The following is a 19,574-nucleotide window of genomic DNA, read 5'->3' on the forward strand; positions in this document are numbered from 1 at the left end:
GGCGTCAGCCGGGACCTCAGCCGGTGATGGCGGCGACCACGTCGGCGTGCAGCGCGTCGGCGCGGGCGACGATCTCGTCGATCGTGCGCAGCACGGGGGCGAATTCCGCGCCGTGGCCGTCGCTGAGGGAGGCCACGTTGATGACGATGTTGAGTTGCGAGCTGGTCGCGGCGGCGCGGGCGGCATCGGCGGCGGCGCCGATATCGGTCACGACGTTCGGGTTGCCGATCGGCAGCAGATCGGTTGCCAGCGAGAGGATTTCGTCGGCCTCGGCCACGACGGCGGCCGGGACGCGGGCGGCCTGCAGCAGGGCCGCGGTGATGGCGTCGGCCCGGGCGGTGGTCTCGGCGTCGGTCGACTTGGGCAGCTTGTAGGCGTTGCCGACGGCCGTGAAGGCGGCGGCATCCGCGTCGGCGAGCGTCAGCGCGCGCCCGCGGGCGGCGTCGGCGGCCGCGATGATGCGGTCGACCACCGGCCGGTTGTCGGCATCCTTGGCCCGCGTGGTGTAGCGGGCGACCATGGCCACCAGCGCGGCCCCCTGCGCGGCGTGCAGCGCGGCCACCGCGCCGCCCCCGGGCGCCGGGATCTTGGCCGCCAGATCGTCCAGGTACCGGCCGATCGTCGACTCCCCGAAGGTCGTGGTGTCCTGTGACGGCGCGGTGTCCTGAGACATGCTGCGGGGCCTCCCGTTTGGATGCTGGGCGTACGGTTCGCCGACAACCGTACCGGCCGCCGCCGCGCGGCCGTCGACAGGCACGGCCGGATCGCGTGCCGGGCGCGATGCCGGACCGCGCAGGACTCGTTCGCGGGCGGGATGCCATGCTTCGGGTCGAGGCAGTGCCGGAGCCGTTGCGGTGACAGACCGGCTCGAGGTAGTACTAAACGAGTTGCATATGAAAGGAGTTGCATATCCGATGCGTATCGGACTGGGCATCAACTATGCGGGCGGGTTCAAAGAGGTGGCGGCGGAGGTCGCCGATCTGGAACGGGCGGGCCTGGACATCGCCTTCGTGCCCGAGGCGTACTCCTACGACGCGGTCAGCGGGCTGGGCTACCTGGCCGCCAAGACCGAGCGCGTGCAACTGGCCTCGGGAATCCTGCAGCTCTACACGCGCACCCCGACGCTGACCGCGATGACCGCCGCGGGCCTGGACTACGTCTCCGACGGCCGCTACATCCTGGGTCTGGGCGCGTCGGGCCCGCAGGTGATCGAGGGCTTCCACGGCGTGCCCTACGACGCCCCGATCGGGCGCACCCGCGAGGTCATCGAGATCTGCCGCAAGGTGTGGCGGCGCGAGCGCCTGCAGCACGACGGCAAGTACTACACCATCCCGCTGCCCGCCGATCGCGGGACCGGGCTCGGCAAGCCGCTCAAGCTGATCAACCATCCTGTCCGCGAACGCATCCCGGTGCTGTTGGCCGCGCTCGGTCCCAAGAACGTCGAGTTGGCCGCGGAGGTCGCCGAGGGCTGGCAGCCGATCTTCTTCCTGCCGGAGAAGGCGCAGGATATCTGGGGCGACGCGCTGGCGGCCGGAAAGGCCGAACGCGATGCGGCGCTGGCTGATCTGGAGGTCTACGCCGGTCCGGCGCTGGCCATCGGCGACAACGTCGAGGGTCTGCGCGAGTTCGTGAAGCCGCACTTGGCGCTCTACATCGGCGGCATGGGCGCCAAGGGCAAGAACTTCTACCACACCTTGGCCACCAAATACGGCTACGGCGCCGAGGCCGACCGGATCCAGGAGCTGTACCTGGCCGGTGAGAAGGAGGCGGCCGCCAAGGTCGTGCCCGACGACCTGGTCCGAGACATTTCGCTGATCGGTTCCGCCGGTTTCGTCAAGGAGCGGATCGCGGCATTCCGCGAGGCCGGGGTCACCGTGTTGAACGTGGTGCCGCTGGCAGGCACGCCCGGCGAGCGCGTGAGGCTGATAGAGCAACTGCGCGACCTGATCTGACCCGCGCCCGGATGGATCCCGGCCAACAGCTCGCCGGGAAAGGGATGCCGGACGCGCCCCTCTCCATTATTTCCGGGGCGCTTTCGGCCGGAATCAGGGGCGCAGGTCCTCCAGTGCTTGGTCCAGGCTGGAGTGCAGGGTGAAGACCTGGTCCAGGTTGGTCATTCTGAGCTGGCGGCTGGTGGCCGGGCCGTCTGCGACCACCGCTATGCGGGTGGACTGCCCGGCCCGCTGGTGCGCGCCGACGAGGGCGGCCATCCCGGCGGAGGCGAGGAAGGTCACCTGCGCCAGATCGATGATCAAGGCCGCGGGCTTGCCGCCCAGTGTCGCCTCGATCGCGTTCTCCAGCGCGGGTGCGGTCGCCAGGTCGACCTCACCGGCCACCGTCAGGACGGTCGCTTCGTCGTGCACCGAGACCGAGGTGGTCATCGCGTCGGCGAGGGGATTCGCGTCTCCGGAAGTGTTGGTCACATCAAGACAATCTGCCATGAACCCGCCGTCCGCGCTGCATCGTCGCCCGATTGGTTGGCGTTTCGTAGTCTTCCTCGCGGCGAAAACCCCAGGTATTCCAGGTGTTCGGCGGATTGTGGCCGAATCGCTGGCGGGAATGCGCCGGAGTGTCTCGTCTGTGACCGACCGGCGGGCCGACGGGTGCGCGCCGTCACACCCGGGCGGCCGCCGAGAAGGAGACGGCGGGCAGCGTCACGATCATCCGCACCCGCGTCCCCACGCCCTGATGATCGATGATCAGTTCGTCGGTGAGCGCGCGCATCATGGCGATGCCGCGGCCGCGCGGGCCGGGGTCCTCGGGCAGCGGCCGCCACACGCCGGTATCGGCGACCTCGATCGTGACCTGGTCCACCGAACAGTCGGCGGTGAGCACCATATGACCCGGAGGAGTGTCCAGGTAGGCGTGCTCGATGCTGTTGCTGCACGCCTCGTTGGCGGCGGCCACCAGATCGGCCGACAGTTCCGCCGGGACGGCGGCCGCGGCGAGCCAGGCGGACAGTCCGCGCCGCACGGCGGCCAGGCGCCCCGGTTCGGCGGGCACGTCCATGTACAGCGGGCGCGGCGGCTGCCGGTAGACCACCATGGCCACGTCGTCGTCGTATCCGGCCGCCGGACGCAGCCGCGACAGCACCGCGTCGGCCACCTCGCGCGGCTGATGTGCTGCGGCGCCGGACAATTCGTCGGCGAGGTCGTCGAAGCGCATATCGATATCGATGCCGCGCTGCTCCACCAGTCCGTCGGTGAACAGCACCAGCGTCGAGCCCGGCGCCAGCGCGGTGGTCGCCTCCGGGCGCCGCGGCGGATCGAAGGTGGCCAGCGGCACCGCGCGGCCGCCCTCCAGCAGCCGTCCCTTCTCGTCGGGATCGGCCAGCACCGGGGGCATATGCCCGGCGCTGGAGTAGCGGATCAGGCCGCGCACCGGGTCCAGGATCGCCGCGCACACGGTGGTGCACATGGCCCCGGGTATCCGGGCCGCGACCGTGTCGAGCTCGGCGAGCAGTTGCGCCGGGCCCGCACCGCGGAGCAGCAGAGCCCTTGCCGCCGAACGCAATTGGCCCATCACCACCGCCGCCGAGAGGCCTCGCCCGACGCAGTCACCGACCACGACGCCGATGGTGCCGTCGCGCAGCTGCACCACGTCGTACCAGTCGCCGCCGATCTCGAGCGGCGGCAGCGCGGGTTCGTAGTGCACGGAGAACCGCGGCGGCAGCTCGATCGGGCCGAGCATGGCCCGCTGCAGCGTGAGCGAGGTGGAGCGGGCCTGGTCGAAGTTGCGCGCCCGCTGCACGGCCAGGCTGAGATGCCCGACCAGCAGCGAGAACAGCGCCCAGTCGCCGGGACTGATGGCGCGCGGCGCGGCGAAGCGCAGCCACAGCGCGGCATCGCCGGTCTCGCCCAGCGGCGCCACGATGCCCTCCGAGGTCGAGGCGCCCTCCGGGATCGCGAACATGGTCCGCCCGGGTCGCGTGCGCGCGCGGTCGAGCAGCGCGCGGGCCCGGGCGTCGAGCACCTGCCGGGAGACCGCAGCCGCCTCCCGGTCATCGGATGATTCGGTGGCATGGATGCGTTCGTCGGGCTCCGCCGCCGTGCCGGTGCCCGAAACCGGCCCGGACACATAGAGTTCCGGCCCCGTCTGGCGATTCGGCCACACCGACACCACGGCCGTCTCGGCCCCGATCGCGCGGCGCAGCTCCTCGAGCCCGACCGCCAGCACCTCGACCACGCTGGTGGCCGCCGCGACCGCGGTGGCCAGCCGCGACACCGCCTGATCGCGCGCCTGGGCGTCGTGCTCGGCGGTGACGTCGCGAATCGTGCCGACGAAGATGCGCTCGTCGTCCTCCGGTTTCACCAGCGACGATGTGCTCACCGCCAGCCAGAGCCGCCGTCCGTCGCGATGGCGCACCGGCATCACGAAGCGGGCGGCCTCGGTGCCCAGATCCGGATACTTCCCGCCGTCCTCGGACACCCACGGATGCGGCAGCGGATAGGGCGCGCCGTCGGGGCCGTAGCCGGTCAGGGCGCCGAAGGCGGAATTGACCTCGGTCAGCGTGCCGTGCGCGTCGGCGATGAAGAAGCCGTCCTGCAGCGATTCGACCAGCGCGGTGCGGAAGGCGTCGCGCCCCTCGAGATCGTCCGCGCGCAGCCGCTGGATCTCGTAGCTGCGGGTGCTGTCGAGAAATCCGCGGGTGGCCACGTCCAGCGCGGCCAGGGTCTGCAGCAGGAATTCCAGCGCGGCCTCGGAGCGGGTGCTGCCGTCGGCCGCTCCGCCCCGGGCGGCGCCGCCCTTGGCGAGCAGGCCCTCGCGGCCGAGCAACCGGAAGTGGTGCTCGGTGAGATCGAGGATGCTCACGCCCTCCACGAGCGCGCGACGCCCGAGCTCGTACCCCTCGGCGAGGGTGTTCTGCGTCGGCGAATCCAGATGCAGCCGCAGCGCATTGGAGTAGGCATCCCGAAACGCCGCCAGCACGGCGCTCACGGTGCCCCCCTGTCGTTCCGGCACGCTTGTGGCCGGAATCCGTCCCGGACAGAAGCGCGCCGGGATGACGGTTCAGTGGTCGCGCTGGCCATCACGGCATCGGGTCCGTGTGGCCGCGGTGCCGGGCCGCCAGGACCAGCGCGTCGTCGGTGTCCTTGGCGTGGCGGCCGAGGATGTCGGCGGTGATGTCGGCGGTCGATTTGGCGAGGTCGATGCTCTCGACGAAGTCGTCGACGATGCCGTCGGTGGACATCAGCAGCAGGTCGCCGGGGCGCACCGAGACGGTCTGCGTCTGCAGGTTCTGCGGGAGCAGGTAGCCGATGATGCCGCCGGTGAGCAGCGCGGTCGACCGGAGGACCGGCCGACCGGGGCCGGCCGTCACCACCCGGCACTCCACGTTGCCGACGCCGAGCCAGTGCAACTGGTCCTCGGAGCTGAACAGCGCCAGCGACACCGCCGCGCCGCGGGTGTGGGACATGGCCCGGTGACACATCACCATCAGCACGTCGAGTGGTTCGGCCCGATTCTCCGCCAGCACCTGCGTCGCCCGGTCGGCGGCCTCGCCCGCGGCCGACCCGTGCCCGAGGCCGTCGAGCACCGCGAACAGCACCGCGCCGCCACCGGCGTCGAGGACCACGGAACGGTCGCCGGAAATCTTCTGACCCGGCAGCGCGCGACCCGCGACCGCCCATTCGACCGCGCCGATGAATCCGTCCTCATGCACCGGCGGGCGCCCACTTCCACATTTCGACCAGCGTGCCCTGCCCGGGCGTGGACTCCACGAGCAGCCGGTCCATCAGCCGCCGCGCCCCCGGCAGGCCGAGTCCGAGACCGCGCCCGGTCGAGAATCCGTCCTCCAGGGCCCGCATGATGTCCGGAATGCCGGGGCCCTGGTCCTGAGCCTGCACGACGAGGGCGCGCCTGCCCTCGCGATCCTCCACGGTCACGCGAATCTCCCCGGTACCCGCGTAACTGGTGATGTTGCGCGCGACTTCGGAGATGGCCGTGGAGATCATGGTGATGTCGGTCAGCGTGAAGCCGAGCTTGGCCGCCAGCTCTCGACCGGCCTGACGAGCGGTCACGATGTCGTTGGACATCTTGACCGCGATCACCACGTTGTCGGAGGTCACGGTCACGAACCATCTCGCTGGTGGCGGGCGGAGAACTTTCTGTTGAGCCAGGCCAAACCTTCCTCGAGGTCCAGAGCGGTGTGCATATCTTCGAAGGTGAGGCCCAATTGCACCATGGCGAAGGCCACTTCGGGTTGCAGGCCGACGATGACCGTCTGCGCGCCGCGCAGCTTGGTCATGTGCACGATGGTGCGCAGCGAGCGGGCGGCGAAGGAGTCCATCACGTCGATCGCGGTGACGTCGACGATGATGCCCTGCGCGCGGTACTTGCTGACGTACTTCATCAAGTCGTCCTGCAGCCGCTCGGTATCGGCATCGGTCAGTGCCGATTGCACGGACGCGATGAGGTAGGTGCCCTGTTTCAGAATGGGTACCGGCATGGGGCGCCCCGGTTCAGCGTCCGTCGCGATCGGTCACGCGGGAGACTTCGTAGCCGAGCAACCGCTCCGCCTCCTCGATGCCGCCCTGCAGGTCACCGACCGCAGTGATCTTCGACAGGTCCAGGCCTATGGTCACCAGGATCAGCGCGATCTCCGAGGACAAGCCGGTGATGATGACGCTGGCACCCATCAGGCCCGAGGCGTCGACGGTCTGCACCAGGTGGTTGGCGACCGTGGAGTCTATGGAGGGCACACCGGTGATGTCGATGACGACGACCTTCGCGCGGTTGGCCCGGATCGCTCGCAGCAACTGCTCGGTGAGCTGCCGGGCGCGCTGGCTGTCCAGCATGCCGATGATGGGCAGGATGAGCAGTTGTTCGCGCACCTGCAGGACCGGCGTGGACAGCTCGCGGATGGCCTCCTGCTGCTGCCGGATGACGCGCTCGCGCTCCTGCACGAAGGAGATGGCCACGGTGTTGGCGATGCGGTTGGCGGCCGGTTCGTAGGCGTCGAGCACGCGTTTGAGCAGGTCGAAATTGGTCTGGTACTTCTCGAACAAGCTGCGTGCCAGCACATCTCGCAACAGCAGCACGATACCGATGACCTCGTCGGTCTCGACGCCACGGGGGATGATGCGCTCGGACAGATCACGGGCGTATGCCTGCAGTGCCTCGACGCTACCGGTCTGCAGTGCCTCGACGTAGTTGTCGTAGATCGAGGTGGCCTCGGAGAAGATCTCCTCCGGGGTCATGGCGGTGAGTAGTGCGGCATCGCCGATGCGACGAGCCCATTCCTCACGCAACTCGGTGCGATTCTGCCGCAGGTGCTCGACCAACTGCGGGAGCAGGGTGTCGACCGGGCCGGACGGCAGCGAATCCGGCGAAAGGCCGATGGACACGTCGGACATGGAAACTCCTGCCCCTTTCGAAGGGTAGGTCGGTTGCTCGTCGGGTGGGCTCGCACACGGCTGCTCATCGCTTGCCTTTACGAGCCTAGTCTTTCCCGATACCCGATGGGGCGCAAACCAAACCTGACCTCCCGTCATCCCGGCCCGCCCGCGGCCCGGAGGGGGAGCCGTCCGGGCCGGAACACCGAAGGTCACGGGTTTGCGCCGTCCGACGGGGCCGGGGCGGCGGCGTGGTGTTGATCACCCGGTCTTCGATGGTGGGCCAGCAGCGTGTCGTAGATGTCGGCGAGGGCCGTCAGCTGATCGCGGTCCAAGACGTCGATCATGTTGCGGCGCACGCTCTCGACGTGTGCGGGCGCGGCGGTGTCGAGGACCTCGGCGCCCTTGGCGGTGAGCACGGCGGCGGTGCGCCGCGCGTCGTCGGGGATGGCCTCGCGCGCGACCAGACCGCGCTTCTCCATCCGGGTGATCTGGTGCGAGAGCCTGCTCTGCGACCACTCCAGCACGCCCGCCAGCTCGGCGAAGCTGCGCCGGTGGTCGGCGGCGTCGGCGAGGCGGGCCAGCACCGTGTACTCGACGTAGGTCAGGTTGGAGGCGCGCAGCGAATCCCGGCCGACCGCCGCGGCGATGAGATCGCGCGTGAAGACGAAGCCGAGCCAGGCGCGCATCTCGAGATCGTCGAGCCAACGGGGTTCGGTCACGTTTCCTCTCCAGGTCCCTGATGCGTCATGCTATTGCCTCCCCGTCCTGAGTCACCACTCCAAACGACAGGTACACCGACAATGTTGAAGGTGCAACCTATGTGACCGGTGATGAAGATTAGGCTTGCCTGAGATCGGCGCGACATCGGGTCCTGGTTAGAGTCGGTTCGCTTGGATTCACCCGGCTGCGTGGGCGTGCGCGCCCCGGCCCTCGTCGAGGAGTGTGCGAAACGTGTCCGCGCCTGATTTCCTGTACTCGGACCTGCTGCCGACCGGTGCGGACGACACCCCATACCGGCTGCTGACGGCCGACGGCGTCAGTACCTTCGAGGCGGGCGGGCGGACGTTCCTGCGGGTCGAACCCGATGTGCTGCGGATGCTCACCGCCGAGGCGATGCACGACATCAGCCACTACCTGCGCCCGGCGCACCTGGCGCAACTGCGCAAGATCATCGACGATCCGGAGTCGTCGGGCAACGACCGGTTCGTGGCGCTGGACCTGCTCAAGAACGTGAACATCTCCGCGGGCGGCATCCTGCCGATGTGCCAGGACACCGGCACCGCGATCGTGATGGGCAAGAAGTCCGAGGGCGTGCTCACCGGCGCCGACGACGCCGAGTGGATCAGCCGCGGCGTGTTCGACGCCTACACCGAGCTGAACCTGCGGTATTCGCAGCTCGCCCCGATCACCATGTGGGACGAGAAGAACACCGGGTCCAACTTGCCCGCACAGGTCGAGTTGTACTCCGCGGCAGGCGATCCGGCGCATCCCGCCTACAAGTTCCTGTTCATGGCCAAGGGCGGCGGCTCGGCGAACAAGTCGTTCCTTTACCAGGAGACCAAGGCCATCCTGAACCCCACGCGGATGCTGGAGTTCCTCGACGAGAAGATCCGCTCCCTGGGCACCGCGGCCTGCCCGCCGTACCACCTGGCGGTCGTGATCGGCGGCACCAGTGCGGAATTCGCGCTGAAGACCGCGAAATACGCCTCCGCGCACTACCTCGACAACCTGCCGACCGAGGGATCGCTGTCGGCGCACGGATTCCGGGACCTGGAGTTGGAGGAAGAGGTCTTCCGGCTGACCCAGTCCTTCGGGATCGGCGCGCAGTTCGGCGGCAAGTACTTCTGCCACGACGTGCGGGTGGTCCGGCTGCCGCGGCACGGCGCCAGCTGTCCGGTCGCGATCGCGGTGTCGTGCTCCGCCGACCGGCAGGCGCTGGCCAAGATCACCCCCGAGGGCGTGTTTCTCGAACAGCTGGAACGTGAACCGGCGCAGTACCTTCCGGAGCAGACCGATGCGATCCTCGGCGGGGACGTGGTGCAGGTCGATCTCCACCGGCCGATGTCCGAGATTCGCGCCGAGCTGTCGAAATACCCTGTGAAGACCCGGCTCTCGCTGACCGGGCCGCTGGTGGTGGCGCGCGACATCGCGCACGCCAAGATCAAGGAGCGGCTGGACGCGGGCGAGCCGATGCCGCGGTACATGCGCGATATGGCGGTCTACTACGCGGGTCCCGCCAAAACTCCCGACGGATACGCCTCGGGTTCGTTCGGGCCGACGACGGCGGGGCGGATGGACTCCTACGTCGACCGGTTCCAGGCGGCCGGTGGCTCGTTCGTCATGCTGGCGAAGGGGAATCGCTCGGCGCAGGTCACCAAGGCGTGCAAGGAGTACGGCGGGTTCTACCTGGGGTCGATCGGCGGCCCCGCGGCCCGGCTGGCGCTGGACTGCATCAAATCCGTCGAGGTGCTGGAGTACCCGGAACTCGGCATGGAGGCGGTGTGGAAGATCGAGGTCGAGAACTTCCCGGCGTTCATCGTGGTCGACGACAAGGGCAACGACTTCTTCGCCGAGACCCAGAAGCCTATCGCGCTCCGCGTGCGCACCCGGTCCAAGGAACGGGTCTGACGTAGCGTGTCCACGCCAGGTACGAGTTCAGAGCGCGAGGCCGAGGTGTAGTCGGCCGCCGGGATCGGCCGCGCGACGCAACGCACGCAGCCGAGCCAGGTTGGCTCCGTAATACCGCTCCGGCATCTCGTCCGGCTCGAGGTAGTTGACGTACGCGCCGGACGAGGCCGCGCCCAGCGTCCGGTGCGCGTCGCGGATCCACCGGCGGGCCGCGTCGGGATCGTCCGGCGCCTCGACGATCCATTGCAGCGCGGCGACGTGATTGCGCCAAGGGAATGCGGTGGCCTCGGCGGGAAGGTCGCGGACCGCGCCGTCGAGCGGGTCGACCAGGACGTAACCCGTTGCGCCGCCGCGTAACCGGGCGCTGACGATCCCGACGATCGACTCGGCGACGGCGGGGGAGAGGTCGGCGACGACATCGGAACCGGCGACCTTGGTGGCGCGGGAGGCCGTCGCGCCGCCCCCGAGCCGGAGCGCCGCGTCGAGCGGCTCGAGCGTCCGGTGGTCCGCCGATATCGGAACCACCGCGGTGGCGGCGGTCAATTCCGTTGCGGCCCTGGCGCCTTCACCAGCCGCCGCCACGATCTGTACCGCGCACCCGAGATTGCCGCCCGCTGCCGATATTTCGACATTCGCCCACACCGATCGCGATGCGGCGATCAGCCACCGCGCCCAGCCGGTCAGGACCCGGGCGGCGGAATCTCCCGGGAACGTCAGCCGGACAATGTCTTTCGCGGCGGCGGGGCAGGTGCGGTAGGTCATCGACGTGACGATCCCGGTGGCGCCGCCCGCGCCGCGCAGCGCCCAGAACAGCTCGGGCAGCGCGTCGGCCGACGTCCGGGCGGTGGCGCCGGTGGGCAGGACCAGCTCGGCGGCGGTAAGCCGGTCGCAGGTCAGGCCGTATCGCCGGGAGTCGACGCCGATCCCGCCGCCCAGCGTCAGGCCCGCGAGCCCGACCGTGGGGCAGGTGCCGACCGGCAGGGCCCGGCCCGTTCGCGCGAGTTCCGACTGGACGGGGAAGGTCGTCGCGCCCGCGCCGACCGTCACCAGTTCGCCGTCGAGGGTGATCTCGTGCAGCCCGCGCACATCGATGATCAGCGCGCCGGTGGCGGCGGAGGCGCCCACGTACGAGTGGCCGCCCGCTCGCGCGGCGATCGGAAGCCCGTGTGCCCGTGCGAAAACCGTGGCGGAGCGCACATCGTCGGGCGTGGCCGCCGCGACCACTGCCGCCGGGGCACGCGTATCGAACCGCGGGTCGAACAACGCCGTCGCGGAATCGAATTCGCCGTCGCCCGGCAGGGTCAGCGTCCCCCGCGACTGTTGGCGCAGGGCCGCCCAGGCGCTCTCGTCCACCGTCGGCGCGGCGGCGGTGCCGGGGGACAGCCATCCGGCGAGACCGGCGGTGGCGACCGCCCCGGCGCCGAACAGCACGGAACGTCGCGGGAGGGCGGCCGGGTTCGCTTGTTTCGCCATCGAATTCATGATGCCGGGTCCGCCGTCACCGTGTCATGCGCCTAGGTATGCGGCACGAACAGCCGCCGCGGTACGGGCTCAGCTGCCGCGAGACCGGAAGGCCGTGGCGAAGTGCTCGCGGGCGCCGGAGTCGGTGCGGGCCGGGGAGCAGGAGGTCAGTGCGATCACCGCGGCGGCGCCGGCCGCCGCCGCGAGAGGAACCAGTACGTGCGCGGTCATCGAAAAAGTCATGACACCCTCCTCGTCGTCGGGCCACAGACCACGGACCGCCAGCAACGGTAGCTGGTGGATGGCGGATTGCCGGTGTGGACACGCGAATTGTCGGCAACAAGCAGGTGATGACGGGCAAAATGCGTGTTCGATCGGTAGGTGGTCGCTCGCGGCCCGGGATTGCGGCAAAGATGCCCAATGCGTGGATCGGGTCCAGGACATAGTGAACCCGGCACGCCGGGCCCGACAGGCGAAAGCGTTGGGCACCATCGAGGGTGCTGCGGGCGTGGCTAGGATCGTCCGCATGTTGCGAGGAGTTGCGGGGTCTGTGCTGGTTGTCGGGATCGGGGTCGGTGGCTGGGGTGTGCCGCCGGGCGCGTACGCGGCGCCCGCCGCGTCCGAATCCGCCACCGGCACAGCGGGACTCGATCCGGTGCTGGCCACCGCCTACACGCTGGCCGAGCGGGAGGCGCACGAGCAGGGGGTGCCGCTGTGGGTCACCTCGGGCTACCGCACTCACGAGCAGCAGCAGGAGCTGTGGGAGGACGGGTTGGCGACCTACGGCGGTCCGGACGCGGCGCGGCGATGGGTGTTGCCGCCTGAGGAGTCCACGCATGTGCAGGGCAAGGCGGTGGATGTGGGCCCCGAGGAGGGGGCCCGCTGGCTGGAGGAGAACGGCAACCGCTGGGGCCTGTGCCGGACCTTCGACAACGAGTACTGGCACTTCGAATTGGCGACGGCGCCGGGTGGCGAGTGCCCGCCCCGCATCCCCGACGCCAGCGTGCGCTGACGCCCTGCGAGTCTCGCGCCGGATCATCCGCTGACGCGATGAGTCCCGGTTGCACTAGCTTGCAGGTGCCGGGCGGTCGACGAGCGACAGGCGCCCGCGATGGCTTCGAATGCGACCGGTCGGGCGGTAGCTAACGGCCGGTTGTCGGCACACTTCGGCTGACACGCCGACTGTCCTGCGCATTACCGGCGTGGCGGTCGGCGCTGTCGAGCATCCTGGACAGCTGGCGGCGTTCTGGCAAACGGCCGGGCGCCACGATGAGGTGCGACGCGATGGAGGTTCGGTGAGCAGGCGGGTTTCGGGCGCGGGCTATTGGTCGATTCCGATCGAGCGGGCGGCCCGGCCGTCCGGCAGCCCGAAGTTCGCAGCGGCCCTGAACTTCTCGCCGACCTGGTTACTGCTGGATCTGCCGACCGCGGTGCTGGTGGCGGTATTCGTCGGCACCGGCTGGCTTGGCTACACCCAGCCCGGCCCAGCCGAGGTGGACGCGCCCACGCCGGCCCTGGTCGTCCCCACCGATCCCGTCGTCCCGGACCCTCCCCGGTAAACCGGGCAGGGCGAGCCGTGGTCCCGGACAGCGCTCGAGGTCGATAGGCATCTAGGACTGTTTTGGTCCTAGTCGTATGTCAGGGTTGGGTATGACCGATACACCCGCCCGGCTGTTGCGGCTGCTGTCGCTGTTGCAGACACCTCGTGACCGGCCGGGGAGCGAGTTGGCCGAGCGGCTCGGTGTCACCGATCGCACGGTGCGCCGCGATATCGATCGACTGCGCGAGTTGGGTTACCCGATCGACGCGACCATGGGTGGGGCGGGCGGGTACCGGCTGGCGGCGGGCGCGGCCATGCCGCCGCTGCTGCTGGACGACGAGGAGGCGGTGGCGGTCGCCGTCGGCCTGCGCGCGGCCGCGGGCCAAGCGGTGGCGGGCATCGAGGAGGCGTCGGTCCGCGCGCTCGCCAAGCTGGAGCGGGTGCTGCCCTCGCGGCTGCGCCGCCGCGTCCGCGTGGTGAGCGCCGCGTCCGCCGCGTCCGCCGGTGACGGACCTCTGGCGGATCCCGAGACGCTCGGTGCGCTGGCCGCCGCCGCGACGAATCGGGAGCGGGTGCGGTTCACCTATCGCGACGCCGCCGGAAACGACAGCCGCCGCCATGTCGAGCCGATCGGCCTGGCGGTGGCGGGCCGCCGGTGGTACATGGTCGCCTACGACCTCGACCGTGACGCCTGGCGCAGCTTCCGGGTCGACCGCCTCTCGCGATCCCGGGCAACGGGCGCGCGTTTCACCCCGCGCCCCCTGCCCGCCGCGGACGCCGCCGCGTACATGGCGGGCCATCGAACCGACTGGGGCACAACGCAATACCGGGTCGACGTCACGATCCACGCGCCCGCACACCGCGTCGAGGGCCGTCTCGGCGACGACCCGGGCGCCGTCCGTTCGCTGGATGAGCGACGCTGCCGAATGACGGCCGAGCGGGACGACGACCCGCACTGGCTCGCCGCCCGTCTGGTCTCGCTGGGCGCGGAGTTCGAGGTGCACGCCTCACCGGAACTCGCCGATGCGGTCGGCGGCCTACGCGATCGCGCCGACCGCGCCCTGCGGGGCTCGGGGTAGCCGGGCTCAAGATATCGGCTCGCCGCCGGATTTCGTTGCTTCGCTTCGTGATCGGGCTCCGTGTGCGACCATGGGCACGGGTCGGTCCGACGGATAATCGAGCGAGATCATGGCTGTGGCGTGGGAGCGGACAACCGCGGATGGTCAGCGTGCCGAGGTGGTCTCGGTGGTGCGGCAAGCCTGCTCGCGGGCGGGGGTCGACGCCTCGTCCCTGCGGCCGGTCCGGTCCGGATCCCGGGCGTACGTCCGGCTACCCGGCGACGTCGTGGCGCGGGTGGATTCTCCCGGGCGGACCGCGGTGGCGCGGCGGGTGCTCACGCTGGCCCGGTGGCTGGAATCCTCGGATGTCGATGCGGTGCGGTGCGTTTCGTCGATCGAGCAGCCGGTGGAGGTGCGCGGGTACGCGGTGACGTTCTGGCGCGCTCTGCCACCCTATCGCTCGGGCACGGCGGGGGAGGTGGCCGGGGCCTTGGCGCGGCTGCATCGAATGCCCCCGCCGGTCGGCGGCGAACTCGGCCCGATACAACCGCTGTCGCTGGTGGAGCAGCACATTCGAGCCTGCCGGACGCTCGAGGTCGGTAACCGACGGTGGCTGGCCGAGCATGCGGCCGGACTGCGGTGGCGCTGGGCCGCGCTGCCCGCCGGTCTGCCCTGGGGCGTTGTCCACGGCGACGCGCGGTCGGGGACGGTGGTGCGCGCCGACGACGGCCGCGTGCTGCTGCGCGGCCTGGACAGCCTGGCGATCGGCCCGCCGGAGTGGGACGCGGTGTGCACGGCGATCAAGCTGACCTCGTTCGGGTGGATCACGGCCCAGCAGTACGAGGAATTCTGCCGGGTCTACGGGGCAGATGTGTTGCGGTGGGCCGGTTTCTACCTCCTGCGCGATATCCGGGAATTGCATCTGGCCGTGGCGGCGGCACGGGCGGCCGCGCGCGACGGGGTCTACCGGGAGCAGGCGGAGTACCGCGTGCGCTGCCTGCGCGGCGACGAGGGGCCGCGGCAGTGGCCGAACTGGCGGCCACTGTGGTGGGTGCGGCTGCAGCACGGTATGTGACCCCGACGGGGTCCCGCGGCCGGTATCAGTGGTCGAGAATCGTGCCGGGGTCGAGCAGGCCGAGTGGATCGAGTGCGGTTGCCCGCATCACACCCCCTAAATGAGGAGTTCTTCTCATTTGTAGCGTAATCAACTGAGACCTCACCGAACACCGGCACTGGAATGGCGCGGTGGTCACCGACCATCCGACCCGCGGTCTCGGGCGCGCTCGGCATCACCGTCTGATCAGACGGGATCCAGCGCTTCGTCCAGCGTGATGCCGCCCTCGACCGTATGTGGCGTGCGCCGCCGATTCGGCGAGCCCAACGCGGTGGTGAGGTCCGATCCGTCGTGCTCGGCGAGCAGGTCCTTGGAGTCCCAGACCAGCAGCGTCGCGCTGACGGTGTTCTCGGCCGCCGAGTGGGCCAGGTCGTAGTGGGCGCAGGCAGGCACGTGGTCGTAGGTGATCCACAGGTCGTAGCCGGTCATGAACAGGTCCAGGTCGAAATCGACCGACAGGCCCAGCAATTCGCTGCGGCCGTTGTCGTCGACACCGGCGAAGGCCTCGTCCAGCGCCAGCAGGCGGGGCGCCTGGGGATCGGCGGAGTCGAGCATGACGTGCGCCGCGGCGAACAGCGGCAGATGCAGCGAGACCGACTGCTCCCCGCCCGACAGCGTGCTGTGCCGGGCGACGGTGAGCCGGTCCTCGGCGCCGTCCGCGGTGATCAGCGTGAACGAGAACACCCGCCATGTGCGGTAATCCAGTGTGGTGGCGAGGATTTCGGGATAGGACCGCTCGGGGTGCGCGGCGCGGGCGGCGCGGATCTCCGAGGCGAAGTGCGCGCGGATGGTGGCCAGATCCTCGGGGGACAGGTCGGCGGAGTCGCGGTCGAGCAGTTTGCACACCGCGCGCGCGGAGTCGGACAGGTTGTCGGCCAGCACCCAGTGCACGCCGATCGTATTGCCCGAGGACATGCGGCGCTGCTTCATCTCGGCGCCCATGCGGGTGATCAGATCGCGGGCGTCGCTGGTACGTTCGTGGATCTGCTGCGCCAGACCCGTCAGCAGCGCGTCCTCGAGGATGCGGCGTTCGGCGTCGGTCAGCAGCAGTTCCTGATCGGAGCGGGCCGCGGCGATGCGGTCGGCGAAGTCGGCGAGCGCGGCGGCGCCCTGATCGTCGTGCACCTGCACCACGGTCAGCCCGTCGGCGGCGTCCCACTGCAGGCGGTAGTCCTGCCGGGCGGCGGCGAGCGCGGCATCGAACTCCTGCAGGGCCGCGGTCACCGCGCTGCGGGTGGACTTGCGCACCGATTCGCCCGCCCGCACGGAAGCCGTTGCGGCGGAAAGATTCTGGAACAGTTCGTGGACCTCGTCGGGCAGCACCCGCGGCTGCGCCGCCGCACCTCCCGAGCCGCCCGGACCGGCGGTCTCGATCCGGTACAGCAGCTGGTCGGGCGTGGACCACGCCGCGTCGCTGCTGGGCCACCGGCTGTCCTCGGGCGCGCCGAGCAGGCTCAGCAGATCCGGGCGGGCATAGGGCGCCAGCTGTTTCACATCGGCGAGCAGCTCGGTGAGCGCGGTCCCGAGGGAGTCGCGCGCGGCCTTGTAGGCACCCTCGGCGGTGCCGACGCCCTCGATGGCGTCGGCGGCGGCCTTGCGAGCCGCCTTCTGCTCCGCGCGGGCCGCATCGATGCGTTCGCGCGCCTGGTCGAGCTCGCGGTCGATATCGGCCGCGCCCGCGCCGAGCGCCTCACGCAGCGTCTCGAGCTTGCGCAGCTGTTCCTCGTAGCCGACCCGGGCCGCCTCGGCCTCCTCGGCGAATGCCTCGGCGAGGTCGCGGGATTCGGCGAGCCGGTCGTCGGATTCGCGGGCGCGCTCGTGCTCGCGCTGGTGGTCGCCGCGCAGCCGCAGCAGGGCGGTGCCGGTGTTCTCGAAGTGCCGGATGGCGGCGGCCAGGGCGTCGAGTTCGGCCGGATCGCGCGGCGCCCGGTGCGCCGCGGCGACGGAGCGAACCTTCTTGTCGGCGGCGGTGAATTCGGCCACCGCCTGATCGAGGTCGCGATCGGCCTGGGCGGCGGTCTCCGACCGCGAGCGCAGCATGCCCGCGGCCTCGGACACCGCCCGCAATGCGGTGGTGACGGCGTTGGCGCGCGGCAATGCCTTGGCGGCGGCCGAGATTCGGGCCAGCTCGGCGGTGGTGGCCTGCTCCTCGTCGCGCGCGGTCTGCTCGGCCTCTGCGGCGGCCTCGACGGCGGCGGCGATCTCGGCCAGGCGCAGTTCCCGGCGGCGGGCGCGGGCGGTGGCGCCGATGAACTCCGCGTGCGGTTTGGTGTGGCGGCCCAGCTGCACGCCCTGGCGGAAGCGGCCGTCGGCGCCGACGCTGGGGTGAGCCCCGGCGCCGGGTCCGGCTCCGGCGTTGGAGTCGGTGTCGGCCCCGGTGTCGGTCAGCGAGATCGAGGCCAGGATGTCGCCGACGACCTGCTTCGGAACGGTGAGATCGGCCGAATCGTCTTCCACGATAAGTACATCCGCGAGCGTGCGTCCGGACGGCCGGGCCTCGGATGGCAGCGGCAGCAGGAACTGGTCCGAATCGTGCGGCGGCAGTTCGGCTTCCGCGCACACCCAGCCGTCGAGCAGATCGGCGGCCTGCAGCGCGGCTTCGAGGCCCGCGGCCTGCTCCGGGGTGACCGCGTCGGCGAAGCGCACCAGGCGCCACAGCGGTGCGCCCGGACGGTCGTCGCGCGCATCGGTGCGAGCGGCGAACGGCGGTGGCGCGTCGTCGTTTTCGGCGGCGACCTGCTGTTGTTCCGTCCGCAGCTGCGCGGTGCGGGCCACGGCCTGCTCGACCGCGGAGCGTGCCTGCTGGCGCCGGGCGCGGACCTCATCGGTGAGCGGTTCGGTGCGTTCGGCCAGCACTTCGGCGAGGGTGGTTGCGTCGTCGGCGCCCGCCTCGGCCAGTGCCGCGTCCAGCGCCTCGTACAGGCCCTCGCGCACGGGGGCGTGCGTGTCGCGCTGCTCCTCCCACCAATCCCGCAGGGCCGCAGCGGTATTCGAGCGAGCCAGGGTGACGGCGGCCTCGGTCTCGGCCAGCGCGGCGGCCGCGGCATCGCGCTGTTCGGCGGCGCGCTGCGCGGCACGCTCGGCCCGGGCCCGATCGGCGGCGGCCGTATCGACCCACGTCAGCGCCTGGCGCACCGCGCGCACGTCGGCGTCACGCTCCTCGGCGTGGCTGCGCACCGTGGTGGTGAGCTGTTCGGCGCGCGCCTGCTCGGGCAGTGCCGCCCAGGAGATCCCGGCCTCCTCGGCGGCGGCACGCAGTTCGTCTTCGCCCCGGGACAGCGCCGCGACGGCGGATTCGACCGCCGCGCGGCCGCGTTCGGCCTCGCCCGCGCGCTGGTCGACGGCCTGCTGGGCCTTGGTCGCCTTGTCCCGGTGCACGGCCGCGGACGTCTCCAGCCGCCGCACTGCGTCGGCGAGATCGTCGAGCTGCTGCTTGCCCTCGTAGGCGCTGGAACGCTGCAGCGTCTCGCGGTCGCTCAGGGCCTGCTCGTAGGCGCGGTCGGCCTCCTCGGCACGGACCTCGGCGGCGGCGCGTTCGGCCTCGCGGCGCTCGCGCAGCGCGGTGGCCGCGAACAGCGCCGTACTGCTGTGGGTCACCGTGTCCAGGCGGGAACGAACCTGCTCGACGTCCGACTTCGCCTGCACACCGAGGTATTTGCGATACACGTCGACGAAGGCGCGGGTCGCGGTGTCGGCCTGGACCAGGCCCTCCAGGGTGCGGCCGACCTCCTCCATATCGCTGAACGAACGGGCGGCGTCGAGAATGAGCTGATCGTCGAGCGGCCGCAGGCCGTCGGTCAGCGCCTGTGACAGCCCGCGCGGGTCCAGGTTCTTGGCCAGCTGCGGGCGGCGCAGCGTCAGGATCAGGTTGATGAGCTGGTCGTAGCGCTGCAACCCGAGGCCGAACATGCGGGCGTCGATGGCGGCGCGGTAGTCGACGGGGCGGTCGGTGATGGCATCGGTGCCGATCTGCTCGGCCAGCTGCTTGCGGGTGAGCGGCCGGTCGTCGGGACCGATGAGCGAGAAGTCCACGCCCACCCGGCCGTCGGCGACGAAGTACCAGCGGGTGACCTTGTCGTTGGACCGGGTGGCGCGCATGCCGATGCCGACGGTGACGACCTCCGGATCCGCCCAGCGCCCGCGCGCGAACTCCATCCAGACATAGGAGTACGCCGATTCCTGTTTGCGGTACAGCAGGTTCGACTTCATCGTCCGCTCTTCACCGGCGAACGGATTCAGCCGCCGCGGCTCGATCCGCCCGTCGAATACGAACGGGAACAGCACCTCGAGCGCCTTGGTCTTGCCCGAACCGTTGGGCCCACGCAGCACCAGCCGCCCGTCGGCGAAGCAGAACTCCTGGTCGCGGTAGTCCCAGAGATTGACGATCCCCGCCCGGGTCGGAGCGAACCGCACGCCACCATGAATGGACTCCATCA

17 protein-coding genes are annotated in these 19,574 nt (G+C 70.6%); 6 read left to right on the forward strand and 11 right to left on the reverse strand.

The window, feature by feature from the left end:
• Positions 1-16: 16 nt before the first annotated feature.
• Positions 17-673, reverse strand: a complete 657-nt coding sequence (locus ACYVLQ_RS08555) for a cyclodeaminase/cyclohydrolase family protein (protein WP_460696848.1) — start codon at positions 671-673, stop codon at positions 17-19.
• Between the two features lie 220 nt (positions 674-893).
• Here ACYVLQ_RS08555 and ACYVLQ_RS08560 point away from each other — a divergent pair, with 220 nt between their 5' ends.
• Positions 894-1,952: an LLM class F420-dependent oxidoreductase gene (locus ACYVLQ_RS08560; RefSeq protein ID WP_460696849.1), complete on the forward strand. Its 1,059-nt coding sequence runs from the start codon at positions 894-896 to the stop codon at positions 1,950-1,952.
• A gap of 93 nt (positions 1,953-2,045) precedes the next feature.
• Here the strand turns inward: ACYVLQ_RS08560 and ACYVLQ_RS08565 are convergent, their stop codons facing one another.
• From ACYVLQ_RS08565 to ACYVLQ_RS08595, 7 genes are all read right to left on the reverse strand, one after another.
• Positions 2,046-2,423 carry an STAS domain-containing protein gene (locus ACYVLQ_RS08565; protein WP_460696850.1) on the reverse strand — a complete coding sequence of 126 codons (378 nt, stop codon included), beginning with the start codon at positions 2,421-2,423 and terminating at the stop codon, positions 2,046-2,048.
• 190 nt (positions 2,424-2,613) lie between these two features.
• Entirely contained in the window at positions 2,614-4,938 is a 2,325-nt protein-coding gene (locus tag ACYVLQ_RS08570) for a SpoIIE family protein phosphatase (protein WP_460696851.1), read from the reverse strand.
• Positions 4,939-5,029: 91 nt separating this feature from the next.
• Positions 5,030-5,662, reverse strand: coding sequence for a SpoIIE family protein phosphatase (locus tag ACYVLQ_RS08575; protein WP_460696852.1), 633 nt, complete (start codon positions 5,660-5,662; stop codon positions 5,030-5,032).
• On the reverse strand, positions 5,655-6,035 hold the full coding sequence (locus ACYVLQ_RS08580) for an ATP-binding protein (RefSeq protein WP_068018556.1): 381 nt from the start codon (positions 6,033-6,035) through the stop codon (positions 5,655-5,657). Before ACYVLQ_RS08580 ends, ACYVLQ_RS08575 begins: the two co-directional genes overlap by 8 nt.
• A 35-nt stretch (positions 6,036-6,070) precedes the next feature.
• Positions 6,071-6,448 (reverse strand): STAS domain-containing protein, encoded by a 378-nt coding sequence (locus ACYVLQ_RS08585; RefSeq protein WP_068018384.1) that lies wholly within the window; start codon positions 6,446-6,448, stop codon positions 6,071-6,073.
• Between the two features lie 13 nt (positions 6,449-6,461).
• On the reverse strand, positions 6,462-7,355 hold the full coding sequence (locus ACYVLQ_RS08590; protein WP_068018381.1) for an STAS domain-containing protein: 894 nt from the start codon (positions 7,353-7,355) through the stop codon (positions 6,462-6,464).
• Between the two features lie 191 nt (positions 7,356-7,546).
• On the reverse strand, positions 7,547-8,056 hold the full coding sequence (locus tag ACYVLQ_RS08595; RefSeq protein ID WP_460696853.1) for a MarR family winged helix-turn-helix transcriptional regulator: 510 nt from the start codon (positions 8,054-8,056) through the stop codon (positions 7,547-7,549).
• Between the two features lie 232 nt (positions 8,057-8,288).
• Here ACYVLQ_RS08595 and ACYVLQ_RS08600 point away from each other — a divergent pair, with 232 nt between their 5' ends.
• Positions 8,289-9,965, forward strand: a complete 1,677-nt coding sequence (locus ACYVLQ_RS08600; protein WP_460696854.1) for a fumarate hydratase — start codon at positions 8,289-8,291, stop codon at positions 9,963-9,965.
• Between the two features lie 27 nt (positions 9,966-9,992).
• Here the strand turns inward: ACYVLQ_RS08600 and ACYVLQ_RS08605 are convergent, their stop codons facing one another.
• Positions 9,993-11,438, reverse strand: a complete 1,446-nt coding sequence (locus ACYVLQ_RS08605) for an FAD-binding oxidoreductase (RefSeq protein ID WP_460696855.1) — start codon at positions 11,436-11,438, stop codon at positions 9,993-9,995.
• Positions 11,439-11,516: 78 nt separating this feature from the next.
• The gene (locus ACYVLQ_RS08610; RefSeq protein ID WP_460696856.1) at positions 11,517-11,669 is read right to left on the reverse strand and encodes a hypothetical protein; all 153 of its coding nucleotides are present in this window, start codon (positions 11,667-11,669) and stop codon (positions 11,517-11,519) included.
• A gap of 283 nt (positions 11,670-11,952) precedes the next feature.
• On the opposite strand from ACYVLQ_RS08610, the gene ACYVLQ_RS08615 reads away from it, so the two are divergent.
• From ACYVLQ_RS08615 to ACYVLQ_RS08630, 4 genes are all read left to right on the forward strand, one after another.
• Positions 11,953-12,438: a M15 family metallopeptidase gene (locus tag ACYVLQ_RS08615; RefSeq protein ID WP_460696857.1), complete on the forward strand. Its 486-nt coding sequence runs from the start codon at positions 11,953-11,955 to the stop codon at positions 12,436-12,438.
• 283 nt (positions 12,439-12,721) lie between these two features.
• Entirely contained in the window at positions 12,722-12,985 is a 264-nt protein-coding gene (locus ACYVLQ_RS08620; RefSeq protein ID WP_460696858.1) for a hypothetical protein, read from the forward strand.
• Between the two features lie 91 nt (positions 12,986-13,076).
• The gene (locus tag ACYVLQ_RS08625; RefSeq protein WP_460696859.1) at positions 13,077-14,045 is read left to right on the forward strand and encodes a helix-turn-helix transcriptional regulator; all 969 of its coding nucleotides are present in this window, start codon (positions 13,077-13,079) and stop codon (positions 14,043-14,045) included.
• 109 nt (positions 14,046-14,154) lie between these two features.
• A complete protein-coding gene (locus tag ACYVLQ_RS08630; RefSeq protein WP_460696860.1) occupies positions 14,155-15,099 on the forward strand; it encodes an aminoglycoside phosphotransferase family protein in 945 nt (314 codons plus the stop codon).
• Between the two features lie 225 nt (positions 15,100-15,324).
• Here the strand turns inward: ACYVLQ_RS08630 and ACYVLQ_RS08635 are convergent, their stop codons facing one another.
• Complete coding sequence (locus ACYVLQ_RS08635) at positions 15,325-19,572, reverse strand: TIGR02680 family protein (RefSeq protein ID WP_460696861.1); 4,248 nt, start codon at positions 19,570-19,572, stop codon at positions 15,325-15,327.
• Positions 19,573-19,574 lie beyond the last annotated feature (2 nt).

This window comes from Nocardia thraciensis (assembly GCF_054782435.1).

What these genes read in the sequence shown, in the direction of transcription:
- ACYVLQ_RS08555 (WP_460696848.1), bottom strand. Translation starts at nt 673, where the DNA reads ATGTCTCAGGACACCGCGCCGTCACAGGACACCACGACCTTCGGGGAG.
- ACYVLQ_RS08560 (WP_460696849.1), top strand. Translation starts at nt 894, where the DNA reads ATGAAAGGAGTTGCATATCCGATGCGTATCGGACTGGGCATCAACTAT.
- ACYVLQ_RS08580 (WP_068018556.1), bottom strand. Translation starts at nt 6,035, where the DNA reads ATGTCCAACGACATCGTGACCGCTCGTCAGGCCGGTCGAGAGCTGGCG.
- ACYVLQ_RS08585 (WP_068018384.1), bottom strand. Translation starts at nt 6,448, where the DNA reads ATGCCGGTACCCATTCTGAAACAGGGCACCTACCTCATCGCGTCCGTG.
- ACYVLQ_RS08590 (WP_068018381.1), bottom strand. Translation starts at nt 7,355, where the DNA reads ATGTCCGACGTGTCCATCGGCCTTTCGCCGGATTCGCTGCCGTCCGGC.
- ACYVLQ_RS08605 (WP_460696855.1), bottom strand. Translation starts at nt 11,438, where the DNA reads ATGGCGAAACAAGCGAACCCGGCCGCCCTCCCGCGACGTTCCGTGCTG.
- ACYVLQ_RS08610 (WP_460696856.1), bottom strand. Translation starts at nt 11,669, where the DNA reads ATGACTTTTTCGATGACCGCGCACGTACTGGTTCCTCTCGCGGCGGCG.
- ACYVLQ_RS08615 (WP_460696857.1), top strand. Translation starts at nt 11,953, where the DNA reads ATGTTGCGAGGAGTTGCGGGGTCTGTGCTGGTTGTCGGGATCGGGGTC.
- ACYVLQ_RS08625 (WP_460696859.1), top strand. Translation starts at nt 13,077, where the DNA reads ATGACCGATACACCCGCCCGGCTGTTGCGGCTGCTGTCGCTGTTGCAG.
- ACYVLQ_RS08630 (WP_460696860.1), top strand. Translation starts at nt 14,155, where the DNA reads ATGGCTGTGGCGTGGGAGCGGACAACCGCGGATGGTCAGCGTGCCGAG.
- ACYVLQ_RS08635 (WP_460696861.1), bottom strand. Translation starts at nt 19,572, where the DNA reads ATGGAGTCCATTCATGGTGGCGTGCGGTTCGCTCCGACCCGGGCGGGG.